The 18,831-nt window shown below is 46.9% G+C and carries 15 protein-coding genes and 1 rRNA gene; 14 read left to right on the plus strand and 2 right to left on the minus strand.

Translation table 11 applies throughout. The annotated features are described in order from the left end of the window. From rrf to DQW12_RS07590, 14 genes are all read left to right on the plus strand, one after another. Positions 1-104: ribosomal RNA gene (gene rrf, locus DQW12_RS07525) — 5S ribosomal RNA — on the plus strand; the annotation flags it as partial. Positions 105-2,265: 2,161 nt separating this feature from the next. Continuing rightward, a complete protein-coding gene (gene pseF, locus DQW12_RS07530) occupies positions 2,266-2,964 on the plus strand; it encodes a pseudaminic acid cytidylyltransferase (protein WP_113907258.1) in 699 nt (232 codons plus the stop codon). Continuing rightward, positions 2,961-4,049, plus strand: coding sequence for a UDP-2,4-diacetamido-2,4,6-trideoxy-beta-L-altropyranose hydrolase (gene pseG / locus DQW12_RS07535; protein WP_113907259.1), 1,089 nt, complete (start codon positions 2,961-2,963; stop codon positions 4,047-4,049). The genes pseF and pseG overlap by 4 nt, the downstream gene beginning before the upstream one ends. 8 nt (positions 4,050-4,057) lie before the next feature. Further along, positions 4,058-5,098 (plus strand): pseudaminic acid synthase, encoded by a 1,041-nt coding sequence (pseI, locus tag DQW12_RS07540; RefSeq protein ID WP_113907260.1) that lies wholly within the window; start codon positions 4,058-4,060, stop codon positions 5,096-5,098. Next, a complete protein-coding gene (pseH, locus tag DQW12_RS07545; protein ID WP_113907261.1) occupies positions 5,095-5,664 on the plus strand; it encodes a UDP-4-amino-4,6-dideoxy-N-acetyl-beta-L-altrosamine N-acetyltransferase in 570 nt (189 codons plus the stop codon). Before pseI ends, pseH begins: the two co-directional genes overlap by 4 nt. 36 nt (positions 5,665-5,700) lie before the next feature. Next, positions 5,701-6,468 carry an SDR family NAD(P)-dependent oxidoreductase gene (locus DQW12_RS07550; protein WP_113907262.1) on the plus strand — a complete coding sequence of 256 codons (768 nt, stop codon included), beginning with the start codon at positions 5,701-5,703 and terminating at the stop codon, positions 6,466-6,468. Between the two features lie 41 nt (positions 6,469-6,509). Beyond that, on the plus strand, positions 6,510-6,746 hold the full coding sequence (locus DQW12_RS07555) for an acyl carrier protein (RefSeq protein WP_113907263.1): 237 nt from the start codon (positions 6,510-6,512) through the stop codon (positions 6,744-6,746). After that, positions 6,730-8,202 carry an AMP-binding protein gene (locus DQW12_RS07560; RefSeq protein WP_113907264.1) on the plus strand — a complete coding sequence of 491 codons (1,473 nt, stop codon included), beginning with the start codon at positions 6,730-6,732 and terminating at the stop codon, positions 8,200-8,202. The genes DQW12_RS07555 and DQW12_RS07560 overlap by 17 nt, the downstream gene beginning before the upstream one ends. A 1-nt stretch (position 8,203) precedes the next feature. Next, positions 8,204-9,277 (plus strand): LuxE/PaaK family acyltransferase, encoded by a 1,074-nt coding sequence (locus DQW12_RS07565; protein ID WP_113907265.1) that lies wholly within the window; start codon positions 8,204-8,206, stop codon positions 9,275-9,277. Then, positions 9,274-10,440, plus strand: coding sequence for an acyl-CoA reductase (locus tag DQW12_RS07570; protein ID WP_113907266.1), 1,167 nt, complete (start codon positions 9,274-9,276; stop codon positions 10,438-10,440). Before DQW12_RS07565 ends, DQW12_RS07570 begins: the two co-directional genes overlap by 4 nt. A 10-nt stretch (positions 10,441-10,450) precedes the next feature. After that, positions 10,451-11,752, plus strand: a complete 1,302-nt coding sequence (gene aepX / locus DQW12_RS07575; protein ID WP_113907267.1) for a phosphoenolpyruvate mutase — start codon at positions 10,451-10,453, stop codon at positions 11,750-11,752. Further along, positions 11,752-12,876, plus strand: a complete 1,125-nt coding sequence (gene aepY, locus DQW12_RS07580) for a phosphonopyruvate decarboxylase (RefSeq protein ID WP_113907268.1) — start codon at positions 11,752-11,754, stop codon at positions 12,874-12,876. Before aepX ends, aepY begins: the two co-directional genes overlap by 1 nt. Before the next feature lie 19 nt (positions 12,877-12,895). Further along, complete coding sequence (locus DQW12_RS07585) at positions 12,896-14,002, plus strand: phosphonoacetaldehyde reductase (protein WP_113907269.1); 1,107 nt, start codon at positions 12,896-12,898, stop codon at positions 14,000-14,002. 89 nt (positions 14,003-14,091) lie between these two features. Then, positions 14,092-15,543 (plus strand): CDP-glycerol glycerophosphotransferase family protein, encoded by a 1,452-nt coding sequence (locus DQW12_RS07590; RefSeq protein WP_113907270.1) that lies wholly within the window; start codon positions 14,092-14,094, stop codon positions 15,541-15,543. A gap of 1 nt (position 15,544) precedes the next feature. On the opposite strand, the gene DQW12_RS07595 is transcribed toward DQW12_RS07590, so the two are convergent. Together DQW12_RS07595 and asnB are read right to left on the minus strand one after the other, a co-directional pair. Further along, complete coding sequence (locus tag DQW12_RS07595; protein ID WP_113907271.1) at positions 15,545-16,891, minus strand: glycosyltransferase family 2 protein; 1,347 nt, start codon at positions 16,889-16,891, stop codon at positions 15,545-15,547. Beyond that, entirely contained in the window at positions 16,878-18,830 is a 1,953-nt protein-coding gene (asnB, locus tag DQW12_RS07600; RefSeq protein WP_113907272.1) for an asparagine synthase (glutamine-hydrolyzing), read from the minus strand. Before asnB ends, DQW12_RS07595 begins: the two co-directional genes overlap by 14 nt. Position 18,831: the final 1 nt, after the last annotated feature.

An 18,831-nucleotide genomic window follows, 5' to 3' on the forward strand; every position in this document is an offset into this window, starting at 1 on the left:
AGCGACGTGGAACCACCTGAATCCATTCCGAACTCAGAAGTGAAACATGTCAGCGCCGATGGTAGTGTGGGGCCTCCCCATGTGAGAGTAGGACACCGCCAGGCATCCAAATAAGTCAAAAAGGCCACCCATGCGGGTGGCCTTTTTGCTTATGGGCTCCGGAAAAGTGTCCTACTCTCGAGTAGGGCGGAGCAGGTACCCGGTGAAGCCAACAGTTTGGCTTCACCCTGCGGAGCGGGACGAGCTCTGCGAGTCCCTGGCAAACCGCCAGGCATCCAAACGAAAGAAACCCCAGACCGAAAGGCTGGGTTTTTTTCGTTTAGAAGGCAGTGTCCAACGTGTAGGCTCGGCACGGCCGCGCGTACGATGGTGCGTCCACCTTGGCGCCTTCTCATGCTTGTGACCGCCCAGAAGTTGCACGGCAACTTCAGGTGCGAACGCGAGGCATGTACTGCCGAGCCGGACTATGTCACATGGACGTGTTAGAGCTCGATGCGCGCCCAGACATCCAATAAAGCAGCCCTTCTCGAAAGCGGGTGGCCTTTTCGCTTATGGGCTCCGCAAAAGTGTCCTACGCGTAGGCGCTCAATGTCATTTAAATTACGGGCCTACGATTGTCGTATTCATGATACGTTGCCGACGCATCGCAGATCCCTCCAAGCGACCTACCAGCGCGGGAACAATTTTCAGAGAAAATTGTTGGCGTGCCGCTCGGGAGCGTTTGCACCATCCGCGGGCTTGTGTTGAATTCAAGCATAGGTTAATGCGCGGTCTTTGGCATGGAATAGCCCGCGCGCACGATCCCGACATGCATTGCGTCAACCTTATAACGTTGCCGTTGCCGTCGCAGATGCAGATCCCGCCATGCGACCTGCCAGCGCGGGAATAATTTTCAGAGAAAATTGTTGGTGTGCCGCTAGGGAGCGTTTGCACCATCCGCGGGCTTGTGTTGAATTCAAACATAGGTTAACGCGGGCCTTTAACACGGAATGGCCCGCGTCTACGATCCTGTATTCATGATACAGCGCAGATCCCGCTAAGCGACCGACTAGCGCGGGAACAATTTTCAGAGAAAATTGTTGGTGTGCCGCTAGGAGCGTTTGCACCATCCGCGGGCTTGTGTTGAATTCAAACATAGGTTAACGCGGGCCTTTAACACGGAATGGCCCGCGTCTACGATTCCTGTATTCATGATACAGCGCAGATCCCGCCAAGCGACCGACCAGCGCGGGAACAATTTTCAGCGAAAATTGTTGGCGTGCCCCCTGGGAGCGTTTGACCATCCGCGGGCTTGTGTTGAATTCAAGCATAGGTTAATGCGTGGCCTTTAACACGGAATGGTCCGCGCCCACGATCCCGAGATCAATTGCGTGAACCTTGTAACGTTGCCGACGCAGCGCAGATCCCGCCAAGCGACCGACCAGCGCGGGAACAAATTTTAGAGAAAATTGTTGGCGTGCCCCCTGGGAGCGGTTTCACCATTCGTCTGTTTGCATTGTATTCAAGCATAGGTTAACGCGCGGCCTTTAACGCGGAATGGCACACGCTTACGGATACGATATCGATGTTTTGATGAACACAAGTCACGGAAGCAACGCAGTTTAACGCGCGACCTTTAGCACGGAATGTCGCGTGCGTACGATGAGCTGGTGGTTCGCTGTTACGGTATGCGGAGTTGCTTTATATCGTAGGTGGAGCGCATGTAGGAATGAATTTAAACTTAGTTTGCTGCCGTACCTGTAACTGTAGGTAGCTATCGGATTTCTTTGCTGGGGTACTGCGCTAAGCTTTCCTTGGCAGCTTCTCCGCGACTTCCTTGCCTCAGAGCCCCAACAAAGAAATTCGATGTTCAGCATCCTTGCTGATAGTGCTATCCTCTAAGAGGAAAATTTAGTGTAAAAGATATTTTTCAGATTTCAATAAAAAATCAAAAATTAATCCATAGATTACAAATTTCACTCTGATAAATCTAAATTTGCATCGTGAGTGGCTCGTTTTGAATTTCCACACAATTTTGCAACGACTTAGTAATGACTCATTTTGTCGCTTATTGGCGCTCTAGATTGAATTCATCCTGAGTCATGCTGGGCTTAAAAGTGAGTTATGAATGAGCTTGGCTGCTTTGGTTTGCCTAAATTCTGGGTCTGTATGTAGGTGTTCATACTACCGAGGTCAAGATGTAGTCGCTTTAGTTAAGTCTCTCATTCAGTTAAGGTAATTCATAATCTGTCGATATATGTTGAGAGTTGAATATGAGGAGCGCGTGTGAATTTAGCCATTATTCCTGCTCGGGGTGGAAGTAAGCGTATTCCGCGGAAAAACATTAAACCTTTCTATGGTTTGCCGATGTTAGCTTGGTCGATAAAGGCGGCGCAAGAATCTGGATTGTTCGACAAAATTATTGTGTCTACGGATGACCCAGAAATAGCGGCTGTCGCAACGAAGTTTGGAGCTGATGTGCCATTTATTCGGCCCTCCGAACTAAGCGATGATCATACGGGAACGTCGCCAGTTGTTCGCCATGCTATAAATACGCTGGCCGATAGCGGTGAAGAATATGATGTGGTTTGTTGTATATACGCAACGTCACCTTTTTTGATGGCTCAAGATCTTAAAAAGGCGTTCAATTTGTTTACTGCAGAAAAACCGAGTTTTGTATTCTCTGCCGCTAGTTTTGCCGCTCCAATTCAACGCGCTCTTCGAATTAAAGCGGATTCGCGTGCAGAAATGATTAGTCCTCAGTATGCCGGGACACGGTCGCAAGATTTAGAAGAGGCCTACCACGACGCTGGCCAGTTCTATTTAGGCAGCTCACATTCTTGGCTCAGTAAGATAGGGATGTTTTCGGGAAGTGCCATGCCCTATGTTTTGCCGCGGCATCGCGTGCAAGACATAGACACAGAGGAAGACTGGGTAAGAGCCGAATATATGAAAAAGGTGTTGATGGAAAGCGGTGACAGATGAACGTAGTGGTTCGTGCCGACTCAGGCGTTAATATTGGTACCGGCCATGTTGTGCGCTGTGTCACATTGTGCTCAGCATTACCCATTTCCAGAGAAAATGTACATTTTATTTGCCGTGAACAGCCTGGTAGCTTAGAAACTTGGATAGAACGACAAGGGTTTTGTGTCCATCGATTACCAGCAAGTTTAGGCGAGTTTTCGGACCCCGAGGGCACAGAGCATTCCCGTTGGTTAGGTGTGCCGCAAAGAATTGATGCTCAGCACACGCTTGATATTATCGCGTCGATGCCATTTACAACCGTGGATTGGCTTATAGTGGATCATTATGGGATTAGTGCAGTTTGGCATGAGATTGTAGGGCCACAAAGTAACCGTATTCTGGTTATCGACGATTTAGCGGATCGTCATTATTTTGCAGATATTCTATTGGATCAAAATCTTGGTAGAACGGTTGAGGATTATACGGGCTTAACGCAGGCTTGTGTACTTGCCGGCTTAGATTATTCTCTATTACGACCTGAGTTTCGAAACGCAAAAAACCAAGCGAAAGAGCGCCAACAGTTAAACAATATAGTGATTACTTTAGGGGGCGCAGACGTTCAAAATGTAACCCAGAAAATCCTAGAGCGCTTACTCACCTTGGATGGTGTTGTAGCGCAAATTAGTGTTATTTTGGGTGCAAGCAATCCTCACTTTACCAGTGTAATAGCTACAGCAAGTCGCTTTGTAAAAACCAAGGTTAAGGTTCAACAGGGCATCAACACCATGGCCGAGGAATTCTTACAAGCCGATCTTGCAATTGGCGCTGCTGGAGGTACGTCTTGGGAGCGTTGTGCTCTTGGATTACCAACAATAGTGGTAAAGCTCGCGGCGAACCAAGGCCTAGCCGCCGGTGCGCTCTCTGCAACAGGCGCTGCAGTTCAATTGGATTGCGCGGAGATCGAGCAATCGCTACCGCAAGTCCTCAAGCAATTCCTTACATCGCCCGATAAATTGCGTAGAATGTCAAACAAAGCATTTGCACTGGTTGACGCCAAAGGTGTGGAGCGCGTTATTGAAAGTATGATGTCGCTTTCTGTAAATTGAGGTAAAGCATGAAGATCGGTAACTATTCGATAGGCGAAGCGCACAGCCCATTTATTATTGCGGAGCTGTCTGGGAATCATGACCAATCGTTAGACAAAGCTCTGACCATGGTTGAAGCCGCTGCAGCAGCCGGTGCTCATGCCATTAAATTGCAAACCTACACGGCAGACACCATTACGCTGGATGTGCATGAACGTGAGTTTTTTATCGATAACCCAGAGAGCTTGTGGCATGGAAGTTCACTGTATCAGCTTTATCAAAAAGCCTACACGCCGTGGGAGTGGCATAAACCTATTTTTGACCGTGCGCACCAGCTCGGTTTGATTGCTTTTAGCTCACCCTTCGACTTAACTGCTGTTGATTATCTCGAATCGTTGGACGTGCCTTGCTATAAAATTGCGTCCTTTGAGAATACCGACCATGGCCTTATCGCCGCTGTCGCCAAAACAGGAAAGCCAGTTATTGTGTCTACCGGAATGGCGACCCAGGCAGAGCTAGCAGAAGCCGTTGAGGTGCTTCGAGATAATGGTTGTGAAAACTTCGTTCTGCTCAAATGTACAAGCCACTATCCAGCACGACCAAAAGATGCCAACTTACTCACTATCCCGCATCTACGTTCACTCTTTAATTGCGAAGTGGGGCTGTCTGACCATACGGCGGGAATTGGCGTTTCGGTGGCTGCTGTTGCGCTTGGCGCAACGGTTATTGAAAAGCATTTTGTTCTGGATCGTGGCGAGGGTGGCGTAGACGCCGAGTTTTCTATGGAGCCCCATGAGTTCAAGGCCTTGGTACAAGAATGTCAACGTGCTCACGATGCTTTGGGTAAGGTTCACTACGGATGTACCGAGCAGGAAGTTGCCTCACGCAAGCACCGCCGTTCGCTCTATATTGCAGAAGACTTAAAAGCAGGTGATGTACTGACCGAAACGAATTTACGTTCTGTTCGTCCAGGGCTTGGGTTGCCGACGAAGTATCTTCCGGTGTTACTTGGCAGGGCGGTAAAAAAAGATGTCGCTAAAGGCACGGCTATGCGCTGGGATTTGGTATGACCTGCAACGCACATTTTCGTCGTTATGGAATCACCTTAAAACCTTTAACGGCAGATATGCTAGAAACGGTTCGACAATGGCGCAATGACCCTGAGATAGCAAAGCACATGCTCGACCAAACCTACATTACTTCAGACATGCAGCGAAGTTGGTTTGAAAAACTAGAGCATGACGACAGCCGCAGGTATTGGGTGATATGGTTTAAGGAGCAGCCTATTGGTGTCGCGTCTTTGGTGTCTATTCAAGGTGACGCGAGCTGGGCAGAGCCTGGCATGTATATTTACCCAGAGCAGTATCGGAACAACATTGTGCCCTTTTGTGCTGCCTTCGCTCTCAATGACTTTGCTTTTGAGCAGCTTCAGCTACAAACCTTGGTGGGTAAGATTTATCAGAGCAACGAGGCATCGGTGCGGTTTCATGAGAAATCGGGTTATGTGGAGATGCCGCAAGACGCTGCGTTAGAGGTTCCAAAGGTTGAAGAGCAGGGGTTAAGATATTACATCCTCACGCAAAATGCCTACGAAGCAGCCAAAGCACCCATTGCCCGCTTTATTCGTTATGATTGAAGAAAGAGTGGCTGGTCAGAATAAAAGAGACATGGAATGACGATACAGATCGATTTAACTGGAAAAGTAGCCCTTGTTACCGGTGCCAGTAGAGGTATTGGTGCCGAGATTGCGCGTGTATTTGCGCGCGCGGGTGCCCATGTGTTTGTAAATGGCCGTAACGAGCAAACCTTACAGGAACTATGCAGCGAGCTCGGTGGTAACGCAGAACCACTGGCTTTCGACGTGTGCGATCCAAAGGCAATAAAAGAAGCCTTTCAAAAGCTTTTCAAGCAAACTAAACAGCTCGATATCTTAGTGAATAACGCAGGTATATTAGACGATGCGCTGATTGGTATGGTCACTGAAGCCCAAGTAGAACGAACCTTTGCTACCAACACTTTCAGTGTACTTTACACTAGCCAATATGGATCCCGCCTGATGCAACGTAGCTCGCGCGACAGCAGTGGTAACGCCAAAGGCGGTAGCATTATTAATGTATCATCCATTATTGGCCGCGTAGGGAATCATGGGCAAGCCGTGTATGCCGGTAGTAAGGCTGCGGTAATTGGAATCACGCAGTCGTTAGCAAAGGAGCTCGCCGGCTCGGGCATTCGGGTGAACGCCATTGCGCCCGGTTTTATTGATACGGATATGACACGAACCATTCCTGAAGATAAATACAAAGAGCGTATGAGCTCTATTGCCATGAAACGCATCGGGACACCGGAAGATATTGCTAATACCGCCTTGTTTTTGGCCAGTGATCTTGCCAGTTACGTGACTGGGCAGGTTATTGGTGTTGATGGTGGTATGCTGATTTAAAGAATTTTTTAAGACGCTGATTTAGAGAGCAGAGAAGAATAATGACAACAGAACGTTTAAAAGTAGTATTCGCGGAAGCGCTTGGCTTACCGGCAGAAAAGATAACCGACGACTTAGCCTACAACAGCATTAAAGAGTGGGACTCCACCGCGCACATGATATTGGTGGCGGCACTGGAAGACACTTTCGACGTTATGCTAGATACCGATGACATCATCGATATGAGCTCAGTCGCCAAGGCGAGAGAAATTCTGAAAAAATATGACATTGAGTGCTGATTTGCGTCGAAATGAAGCCTTTTACCTCAACTTAGATCGGTTCGAGGGCGTTGCTTTTTATTCTGACTGTGGGTCAATAACATATGCCGAGCTCGAAAAACGCGTTTCAGTGCAAGCTATGGAATTGCAAGACGCCTGCGAGGACTGCTTGGCGGCTTTATGTTTTGAAACCAGTATCGATGCTGTTGTGAATTACCTTGCCGCCCTTCGAAGTGAAACCCCGCTGCTGGTTATTGATCCTGATTTACCCGTGGCCCAGCAGGAGGCTTTGTACGCAAAGCTTGGCGTTAGCGTTGCCCTTGCCGGGCTCGCAATTGTGCCTGTTGCCCGTTGGCCCTTTAAACACAAGCTGCAAAAAAGCTCCGAAAAGCTGCATTATGCGGCAGTGTTATTGAGCACTAGCGGTTCAAGCGGTAGCCCTAAATCAGTGATGTTGAGTCGGCAAAATTTGCTCGCTAACACGGATTCTATCCTCAGATATTTGCCCATTCGTTCCGACGATTGCGCCATTACTACCTTGCCACTCCATTACAGTTTTGGGCTTTCCGTTTTGAATACCCATCTTGCCGTTGGAGCGCGTATGGTGCTCACTACGCACCCCATGATGTCGCGGGAGTTCTGGCAACAGGTACGAGAGCATCAAGTGAGTTCGCTTTCAGGAGTACCGTTCCATTTTGAAATGCTAAAAATGCTCCGGTTAGAGCGCATGGAACTACCGGCGATTCGTTATTTGACGCAAGCAGGGGGGCGCTTAGACCCGAAACTGGTCTCACATTTCGCAAATGTGGCAGAGCAGCAGGATTGGCAGTTCTATGTCATGTACGGGCAAACGGAAGCGACCGCGCGCATGGCTTACGTTCCACACGATCAAATTCAACATTATCCCGATATCATCGGCCAAGCCATTCCAGGTGGGCGGTTTGAAATACATGACTTTGAGTTGGCAGATGTGAATTCGGAAAGCGTTATTACAGAGCCTTTGCGAGAAGGCGAGCTTTGGTATTTTGGTGACAATGTAATGCTCGGCTATGCGGAGCAGCCAAGTGACTGGCAGCAAGGGCATTTTCCTCGGAAGTCTTTGGCAACAGGAGATATTGCCTGTTACACCGAGCAAGGTATGGTGAAAATTACCGGGCGTTTGTCACGTTTTATCAAAGTTCGAGGCAAGCGTGTGCAACTTGATCATCTTGAGCAGCAATTGTCGGCTTTGGGCAGTAAAGTATACTGCTGCGGGAACGACGATGTACTTTTTGTTGCCCATGTTAACGAAGAGCATGGATTATCGGAGCAGATAAGCAGCGTTTTGCGTGCTGAGTTGCTTTTACATCCGACATTATTCAATGTGGTTCAGCTCGAGACTTTGCCGACACTCTCTAGCGGTAAAGTAGATTACGTGAAGCTACTCGCGATATGCCAACAGTCGAATTTAGCGGCCAATAAAGAGGCGGGCGAATAAAATGAACGATATATTGTTAGAAAGCCCACCTTATGGATTACCGAAAGCTGAAAAGCAGGCGATCTTAGTTGGTGAACTGCAACGCTTAACGCTGCATCATCAACGCTACTGCCCGCATTACCAAGCCCTTTTTGGACATGTCGAGCCGCAGAGTATTGAACGTGTTGAGCACGTTCCCTTTTTGACCGTACCCTTGTTCAAGCAACGACGCTTGCAAAGTATCCCGCAGGAGCAGGTGTTCAAAGTACTGCAGTCGTCTGGTACCACCGGGCAAACACCCTCACAGATTATTCTCGACGCAGAAACCGCGAAGCTGCAAAGCAAAGTACTAGTGAAAATTATGCAGGAGTGGCTGGGCAAAGGGCGTCGGCATATGCTCATTTGGGATCACCCGAATGTGATTAAGGACAGAGCGTCGTTTTCCGCGCGAGGTGCTGGAATTCAAGGGCTTTCATTTCTTGGGCGTGATCATACTTATGCGCTCAATGACGACATGACGCTGAATATCGATGCAATTCGGGACTTTTACGAGCGTTTTGGAAGTAAGCCGGTACTGATGTTTGGCTTTACTTTTATGGTTTGGAAATATGGGGTACAAGCGCTTGCACACGCGGGTGTGCAGTTAAACTTTGAAGACGCCGTGCTACTACATAGTGGCGGCTGGAAGAAGCTCCAAGACGAGGCCGTCAGTGCGCAAACTTTTAACCATACGGTTGCGGAGCACCTAGGCTCAATTAATGTGCACAATTTTTATGGCATGGTGGAGCAGGTCGGTTCTGTATTTGTTGAGTGTGAGGAAGGGCATTTGCACTGCCCGAATACCGCGGATGTTTTAATACGCCAGCCCGGGAATTGGCACGTTGTAGAGCACGGAGAAGCGGGCGTAATTCAAGTGCTTTCAGCCATTCCTGAAAGTTATCCCGGTCATAGTTTGTTGACTGAAGACCGAGGACGAGTTCTGGGCGAAGATGACTGCCCATGCGGTCGCAAAGGAAAATATTTTGAGGTGCTAGGACGTATGGCGAAGGTTGAAGCTCGGGGGTGTAGTGATACGTTTGAAGGAAGTACGACATGACGTGGCAAGTAATCAACCCAGTTGGCATAGCACCTAAACTTGCTCCATTTGCACATGCGTCTTTTTTTGCTTTTACCGAAAGCCTCTCACGAAGCTTAATGCAGGCGCCTGAAGTGAGGCTATTTCCCGATTTAGTGGCGCTTGGATATTGGCTGCGCAAATCGAATATGTTGGCCTTAGCAGAGGGTTATGAGCATTTGGCGATTAGACCTGTGGGGAACGTATTTCACGCCGCGCCCGGTAATGTCGACAGCTTGTTTGTGTACTCCGGGATACTGAGTTTACTGTGCGGAAACGCGAATATTATCCGCCTCTCGTCAAAAACTGGCGGCAGTGCAGATTTACTCTGTGAGCACATTGCGCGTATTTCGCCTGACCACCCAGGCGCATCGGCTAGATTTCAATTGATTCGCTGTGAGAGAGATGACCCTAAGCTGACGGCACTGCAAGCGAGTGCAGATGCGCGTGTGTTGTGGGGCTCAAATGAAGGTATTCGCGCGCTTAAACGCGTTGAAACTTCCGCACACTGTCGAGATATTGTATTTGCCCACAAGATTTCGTTCTCAGTACTCGGCATGGATGCACTTTTGCGCGTCGATAAACCGACACTTGAGCAATTAGTTTCTGATTTTTGTCGAGATAATTTGACCTTCGCGCAGCAGGCGTGTTCCTCTTCCAAGCTGTTGATTTGGAAAGGGAATAGAGAAAAATTGATTGCCGCGCAAGAAAGGTTCTGGCAGGCGTTTGAAGCTTACCTTGGCACAGAAGCTGCACGGCAAAAATATCAGTTTACAGATAGTGAGCGTTATCAAGCGCTTAATAATGCGCAAGACATGGCAATGGCGGGGTTAGTTGACGGAAACGTCCAGCACTCAGGCGTTTTACGCGTTTGGGCAGAAAAGGTATCGCCTCAATTTGAAGAAGCGCACGGTGGCGCAGGGCTTTTCGTTGAAAGCCAAGTAAGCGAATTACGAGAACTGAACCGCTTCCTCACCCCAGCGTACCAAACTATGAGTTATTGGGGCGTGGACAACGTTGAAGAATGGCTAAAGCACTGCCTTGTGGGTGTCGATAGAATAGTACCCGTAGGCCAAGCGTTGAACTTCGACACGGTTTGGGATGGGATGGATTTAGTGAGGGTTTTGGGGCGGGTTATCTCCTAAACGAGGGATTATGAAAATAGTATATGTAGGAATGAGCGCTGACTTAGTTCATCCAGGGCATTTGAACGTTCTCAAAGAGGCCCAAAAATACGGTGAAGTGGTCGTGGGTTTACTGACTGATGAGGCGATAGCTTCATACAAAAGAATTCCGTTTATGGAGTTCGAAATGCGTCGACAAGTAATCGAGAGCTTGAAAGTTGTTTCTCGGGTTGTTCCGCAAACTACATTGGACTATGTTCCAAATTTAAGAGAAATAAGACCTGATTATGTGGTGCATGGTGATGATTGGAGAGAAGGTGTTCAGCAGCGCACTCGACAAGCGGTGATTGATGCATTAGCCGAGTGGGGTGGGGAATTGATTGAAGTGCCCTACACGAAAGGTATTTCCTCTACTCAGCTCAACCGAGCCCTCAAGGAAATCGGTACGACTCCTGAAATTCGTCTGAAATCATTACGAAGAATGCTCAAGGTAAAACCTTTAGTTCGCTTTTTAGACATTCATAACGCGTTGTCAGGCCTGATTATAGAGAATACTTATGTCGTGGATGAGAATGGTAAACGTCGCGAGTTTGACGGGATGTGGGGGAGCTCGCTGACCGATTCCACAGCAAAGGGTAAACCGGATATTGAAGCGGTGGATGTGTCGGCACGTATGACCACCCTAAATGAAGTACTTGAGGTGACCACAAAACCGATTATTTATGATGCAGATACCGGTGGGCAGCCTGAACATTTTGCTTTTACGGTAAAGACACTTGAGCGGTTGGGTGTATCAGCGGCGATTATTGAAGACAAAACAGGTCTTAAGAAAAATTCATTGTTTGGTGCCGATGTGCCACAAACGCAAGATTCGATTGAGAATTTCTGTCATAAGATCAAAGTGGGTAAAGCAGCGCAGGCGACCGATGACTTTATGATTGTTGCGCGTATTGAAAGTTTGATATTGGGACGGGGCATTGATGATGCGATTGAGCGTGCAGAAGCCTTTTTAAACGCTGGCGCGGACGCCATCATGATTCACTCGCGTGAGAAGACGCCGGATGAGATTTTAGAGTTCTGCCGTCGTTACAACGAGATTCCAAACCGCAAACCATTGGTTGCCGTGCCTTCAAGCTATAACAGCATTACCGAAGATGAACTGCAGGCTGCGGGTGTAAATATTGTCATTTATGCGAATCAATTGCTGCGCAGTGCCTACCCGGCTATGGTCGACACCGCTAAGTCGATTTTGACTCATCAGCGCTCCAAAGAGTGTGACGCAAAGATGTTGCCGATTAAGGATATCTTAGAGCTGATTCCAGGTACGAAATAATGATTGAACCCAAATTAATGTTTGAAGCATTAAAACACGAGGGCGTTGAGCTCTTTGCTGGCGTGCCGGATTCACTGCTCAAGAACTTCTGTGCCTATGTCGATGACAATGCCGCTGAAGGCGAGCATATTATTACCGCGAATGAAGGTAATGCAGTGGCATTGGCTGCGGGCTACCACATGACCACGGGTAAAGTGGCGGCGGTGTATATGCAAAACTCAGGGCTTGGAAACACGGTTAATCCGTTAACCTCGTTGACCGACCCAGAAGTGTATAAAATCCCACTGCTGATGATCATCGGGTGGCGTGGCGAGCCGGGTGTCAAAGACGAGCCACAGCATGTGAAGCAAGGGCGTATTACTGCCGAGCAGCTCGATTTATTGGGTGTGTCTTATGAAGTGCTGAGTGCCGATAGTGACTATGAGGCAATTGTGAAGCGTTTGATGGCAACGGCGAATAGCACGCAAGCGCCTGTGGCTTTACTGGTTAAAAAGAACGCATTTGCTAGTTATAAGAGCCAGCGTAAGCCGGATAGCCCGTCTGCATTAAAGCGCGAAGATGCGCTTGCAGCACTGTTAGATGTGACGGGTGATGATTTACTAGTATCAACCACCGGTAAAACCTCACGTGAAGTGTTTGAGCTTCGGGTCAAACGCGGTGAAGCGCAACGCGACTTTTTAACCGTGGGTGGCATGGGCCATACCTCGTCTATTGCTCTTGGTGCAGCGCTGGGTAACCCAGATAAGCGCGTGGTCTGTATTGACGGTGATGGCTCGGCCTTGATGCACTTAGGTGCGATGCCGATTATTGGCGATGTGAAGCCAAAGAACTTAGTACATGTATTATTAAATAACGCGGCGCATGAATCAGTTGGTGGTCAGCCTACAGTGGGCGGACGCTTCGACTTTGCTGCACTGGCTAAGGCTAGCGGTTATCTTCATTATGCATTCGCCTCTACTGAGGATGAGATACTAAGTGCATGGCAGAGCTTACCGCGGGGCGAAGGACCTGTGATGCTGGAAGTTAAAATCACCACTGGTTCACGCGACGACTTGGGTCGTCCGACCTCGACGGCAGAAGAAAACAAGCTGGCCTTTATGGCGTTTGCTGGAACCATTCGTTGATACGAGAAGGGATTTAGCAATGAATGAATGGCGTTATCACAATCCAGTACGACTTGAGGCTACGGCGCTTGAGAGCTTGCCGAAGCTGATGCAAACGCTAGGTGCTGCAACGGGCAAGTGGCTTCTGGTCACTTCAGCAGGAATGACTCTCCGCGGTGTCACCGAGCGAGTGAAGGCGTTAACTTCAACGCTGGATATCGACTGGCTCGTACATGATGCGGTCACGCCAAACCCGGAGCTGGATGACTTAGATGCAGTTACGGCTCGTTTGCTGCCCGACAACATTGTTGGGGTCGTCGCTCTTGGTGGCGGCAGCGTGCTCGATGCAGCAAAAGTTCTGGCGGTGACGTTACCGTATGCTGAATTGAATTCACTGAAGGCAAGCTTGCGTGAAGGTAAGGGGCAGCAATGGCAAACGAAACTGCCGTTGATAGCTATTCCCACCACCTCAGGAACTGGCGCGGAAGTAACGCCGTTTGCCACGGTGTGGGACCAAACCGAGCATAAGAAATATTCAGTCACCGGCACGCTGGTGTTGCCGGATATTGCCTTGCTTGACCCTACGTTAACGCATAGCCTGCCAGAAACTGAAACGCTGAATACGGGGTTAGACGCGATTTCCCATGCTTGTGAGTCGCTTTGGAACGTGAATAAAACCCCGGTCAGTGAAGCGTATGCACGCCTAGCGTTAACCTTGGCGAAGACGGCCTTGCCAACAGTACTTGCGACACCAGATGATGCAGCTGCTCGCGCGGCGATGCAGCAAGCGAGTGTGCTCGCTGGACTTGCGATTAGTCAAACGAGAACAGCGATTGCGCATGCGATTTCGTATCCGCTCACCAGTCACTTCGATGTGCCTCATGGACTGGCGTGTAGCTTTACCCTTTCGAATATCATTACTGAATTTACACCACAGTGTGATGACTATGATTTAGTGGTTTTGCTTGGGCGTGTAAAAACGATGCTTGATGATCTAGATCTATTTGGGAAGATATATAAATACGTCAACCGAGAGCAGATAGCTGCCCTGAAAAGTGAAATGGTTCACTCAGAACGAACAGGAAACTCAACTTTAAAATTAATCAAGTTAGAAAATCTTATTGAGGAGAAGCCTTTATTGAGATGAGATTAATTTTTCAAAATAGATGAGCCTATAAAACTTTATTTTTGTGGAGAGTCTAACAGGCTCAACTTTGAAAATTTTGGAATATTTTTATGCATGTGACAGAGTTAAACGGTGGTTGTTATGTCGCGCCTGCAAATCCGGCTGGTCGCAAACTTTTAGCTGATATTAAGTTAAATGGAGTCACTGTTCTAGGATTGATAGATAATTTAAAACAAGCTGAAGACATTGTTGAACCTCCTAAGCGATTACCTCCAAGTGATATAATTATCGTCGCACGCGGAGATGCTCAAGAGAGAGTTTGTGATGGTTTGATTGCTCGCGGCTTTCCAAGAAATCAGATTTATCTGCAGCAATCCGATCTTTTCATCGTGCCGATGAAAAAAAAGTCAATTTTATTGAGACGTTTTAGAGATTGTTTGTTGCGTTACTTTATCACAATATCAAGATTGATAACGCCAAAGGGTGGTGTTGTTTATTATTCCGAGAATTTTGTTGACTGCAATATTCTTTTAACTTATCGGCGTCATTTAAAACTAGAACCAAAGCAACCAGTATTAGTATGTAGACGGTTACAACGGCAGTCAGTCTTACTTGAAAGTAATGATGTGATAAAATCCTTATGGGGCACTTGGTGGTTCCTTAGCAGAGCTAGGGTTATTGTAATTGATCATGAATACACTGGGACTTTTTTTTCCTTAATTCGCTCCCATTGTAAGGTTGTGCAGCTTTGGCATGGCTTGCCCTATAAGCATATTTCAGGAAACAAGCACTATCTTAAAAAACCTGATGACAGCTTCATTTCTAGTTCAGAATGGTATAATCGTGAATTTTTTTCATCATGTTTTTCTGCTAAGCAATTTTTTTCTATGGGCTATTCTAGAAATGATGCATTCCTTCAAATCGATAGCGATATTGATTGGTGTAATTGCCCCTCACGAGCAGATTTAGAAAAAGTCATCTCAAAAACAGGTCCTTTGTGGTTCTATATGCCTACTTATCGTGAGGGACAAATTACTTTAGAGCAATTAGATCTTGAGAGATTAAATGCTCTATGTATACAACTGGGAAAGAGCTTTGTTTTGAAATTACACCCATTTATCTCTAGACAATTAGAGTCTATGACTAGTCTCAATGAGAGTGATAATGAAGTATTACCTTTGTCAGGTTTCGAACATATTTATTTGTTTCCAAGTGGGATGAACGTATACCCTTGGTTAGCAAAGAGCAAAGCGTTGATTACAGACTATTCTTCAGTGGTATCAGATTATCTGCTTCATGATCATCCTATAATATTTTATCAGTACGATTCATCAGATTACTCTAAAATAAGAGGTCAGTCAGTAGTCGATGAAGCGCATTTTATATGTGGTCCGGTGGCTTATGATTTCACTGAATTGTGTGGTGTGTTGCGTCAACTGGATGAACAACACGATAGTTGGAGAGCGGAGCGAGAAAGATTAAAAGGTAGGTTGCAGTTAACTGAGAAGCCAGCTACTACGACAATAGCCCAGTACATTTCTGCACTTGCAAAAAAGGAGTGAGTTAGTGACCTGCAAGGTAATCGATAATTTGTTCCCCCCAGCCTAATTCTAAGCTACGTGTTCGAAGGAATTCATAGCTGTCTCTGGAGCATATCAGAATGCCATCATTTGACTTGATCATTGTTTGTTCCGGATTAACACATGGATAACCCAGATAGTTATCACCTTCTATTGCTGATGAATCGAGTATGCCTGCTATCGGGATGTCGAATGTGCGCAACATGTGCAACCAGTTACGACACCAGATACCTTTACCCCATAACCAGACTGAGTTAAACCCAGTGGCAGCTTTAAGCGCCTTAGCTAAGATAGGGCCATCGAATTGCTGTACAGCGAAAGGGACCGCATCAGAACGCAAAGCATAGGCTGGTGATGTCAATTCTAAATTAGTCCGATTGGTTGGACTTGAGCATAACTTTGCCAGTAAAGACCACCAGGCTTCTGCGTCTTCCGAAGCAGCCGTATCGCGCCTTTGTTGTAGTGCAAGGTATAGTCTTTGAGCACGTCTTGATGATTTTGATAATGCAAATTGTGAGGCTAAGGGGGAAAATAGATTATGACAAAGCAAGTACTGATCAGACTGCATTGAAAGCTCTGCCAGTCCATGCAGGGCACTGATTTTTAAAGGCTCTGTTAGCTTTTTCTGTAATATCAGTTGGGAAAGATAATAAGTTAAAATACGGATATACGCATCAAAATGGTGAGCCATATCAGCAGAACGGCTATTGGGTAATTTATGATAGATAACCCCCGTTTGGTGCAAGGTAACTGCTTGCATACCTGATAAAGCTAATTTCCAGTGAAAATCGTAATCCTCCAATGCATTTTTAGTGATAGCGTTGTAGCTGAAGCCCCCCTGCTTTCGTACGGCCTCAATAGGATATAATCCGGCATGAAGTGGCGCGATGTTACCGATCATTAAGGCTTGTAAAAGGTGATCAAATTTAGGAATACCATCAATGGCTTGTTCGCCTTTGACTAATTGGTAACCACTAAAACAGATATGATTTGGCGTATGTATCAGCAAGCGAACTTGTCGCTCTACACAGTCAGGTAACAATTCATCATCCGCATCAAGAAACTTAATAAAGCTGCCGATAGCTGCTGCGATGCCCCGGTTTCTAGCACGGGCTACACCTTGATTATTTTGGCGTACTATTGTTACCCGCTTGTCTTTGCGAAGCTCTGAGGGATAATGGATTTCTTGTTCAGAGCCATCATCAATGACAATAATATCAAGGTTATTATGGCTTTGCTGCAGGCAACTGGCGAGAGCTCTGCACAGTAATGTTTGTTGATTGAAACAAGGAATAATAATACTTACACAGACGTCTTTAGGCGATATCATAATGACTCCCGGCTTTCTGCTTTACATGCCTAAAATATTGTTGCAAAAATAACTCAAGATTCAATAACATCCACACCAGCATGGCGTCAGTTGGCTGGCTGTTACTATCTCTGAGCAGCAATTGCATGAGAGCTCGTTTTTTGAGTAGACCTCGTTGAACAAGCTGACCATCAGGTAATAATTTCAAGGCTTCTCGTTGCAGAGGCGCTTTTAATTGTCCCGCTAATGGGACTGGAAATCCCACTTTTCTGCGGTGTAGTACGTCGTGGGGAAGCTCTCCTTCAAATGCATGTTTCAGAACAGCTTTAGGGATATCGTAAAGCTCTGAATTTGCCTGCCCACATTGAAATGCGGCTGCTCGTGCGGCTTCGTCATTTTTCCAAGCCATTTTTATTGACATGGGTAAGGAGAAGGCGAGCTCAACCAGTCGGTGATCGACGAAAGGAACCCGTGCTTCGACCCCAGCAGCCATCGTTGTGCTGTCGACTCTTTGCAGCAAACCAGGTAGATGCAGATGTTCAAAACTATACAACATTTTGCTGGCATAATCCTTTTGAGGACATTCTTCAAAAAATACCTGAAGCGGAAGAGATACTCTTTTTTCCATCTCGGGTGCTACTAGTTCATCACTGAATAAATCGGGATAGTTTTTGAAATCTATGTATCGATATAGGTGTAAAAAATGGTCCAGTTCTGTAATAAATTGCTTAGTTCCATAGCGTGCTTTTAAGTTTTTTGTCAGTTCACTATTGGCAGATAACTTGCCGTCATGCATTAGTTTTAAATTATTGTAGTCGTCCGCACTGCGAAACAAACGGCCGTAACCGGCAAAAATCTCATCTGCTCCTTCTCCTGATAAAACAACGGTAATCTGTTGTTTGAGCACCTTTGACATCAGGTAGAGAGGCACTTCATTAGGGACCCCTAAGGGAGCGTCTTTATAGCAAATAAGATCACGCAGGTTGTCTAAATAGTCAGCATTGCTCAATACGATTTCATGATGTTCGGTCTGAAATTTTTTAGCCACGATAGCTGCATAATCAAATTCATTGAAGCCTGCTTCTTCAAAGCCCACCGTAAAGGTTTTGATGGGGGAGCGGCTTGCTTTACTCATGGCTGCTACAACAGCACTAGAGTCGACTCCACCAGATAAATAAGCGCCAATAGGCACATCGGAAATCATGCGGTATTCAACCGATGATTGAAACAGGGCCCTAACGTCGTTGCTGGCAGCGATAGGATCCTGAGCTGAGGTTTCAGCAGGGATGTTTTGTGCCAGACAATAGTATCGGGTTTCCTGCCATTCACCATTTGCGCGTCGATGCAACATATGGCCGGGAGGCAAGGGTCTGATCTCTTCAAAAAAACTTTGTGTGGTTAACGGGTAACGAAACGAAAAGTAGCTTGCTACGGCTGTAAGGTTTAATGTTGGTGCAGTTGGCATAAGAGCCAATAAAGATTTAGCTTCTGATGCAAATCCAAACTCATTGTTTTGGTGATAAACATAGAGCGGTTTTATGCCAAAACGATCTCTCACCAGGGTCAGGCTCCCCGTTTCATGGCAAAAAATGGCAAAGGCAAACATTCCAATGAACCGATGAACAGACTCGGCTCCCCAGTAGTCCCAGCCATTGATTAATACTTCGGTGTCACTATCGGTACGAAAATCATAGCCAGCTGTTAGCAATTGTTTTTTTAAATCTGCATAATTATAGATTTCACCGTTAAACACAGCCGTAAAGCGACCATTTACCGATGTCATCGGTTGTCTGGAGTGAGAGGCTAAATCGATGATACTTAAGCGACGATGGCCTAACTGAAGATGCTGGCCTATCCGTTGATAACCCCAGTCATCAGGGCCGCGATGCTGTTGTAAATGCAGGGCTGCTATAAAAGCATTTTTTGTTGCATTACCGTACCAGCCCAGAATACCGCACATT

It is taken from the genome of Aliidiomarina celeris (assembly GCF_003316875.1).
GTDB lineage: Bacteria > Pseudomonadota > Gammaproteobacteria > Enterobacterales > Alteromonadaceae > Aliidiomarina > Aliidiomarina celeris.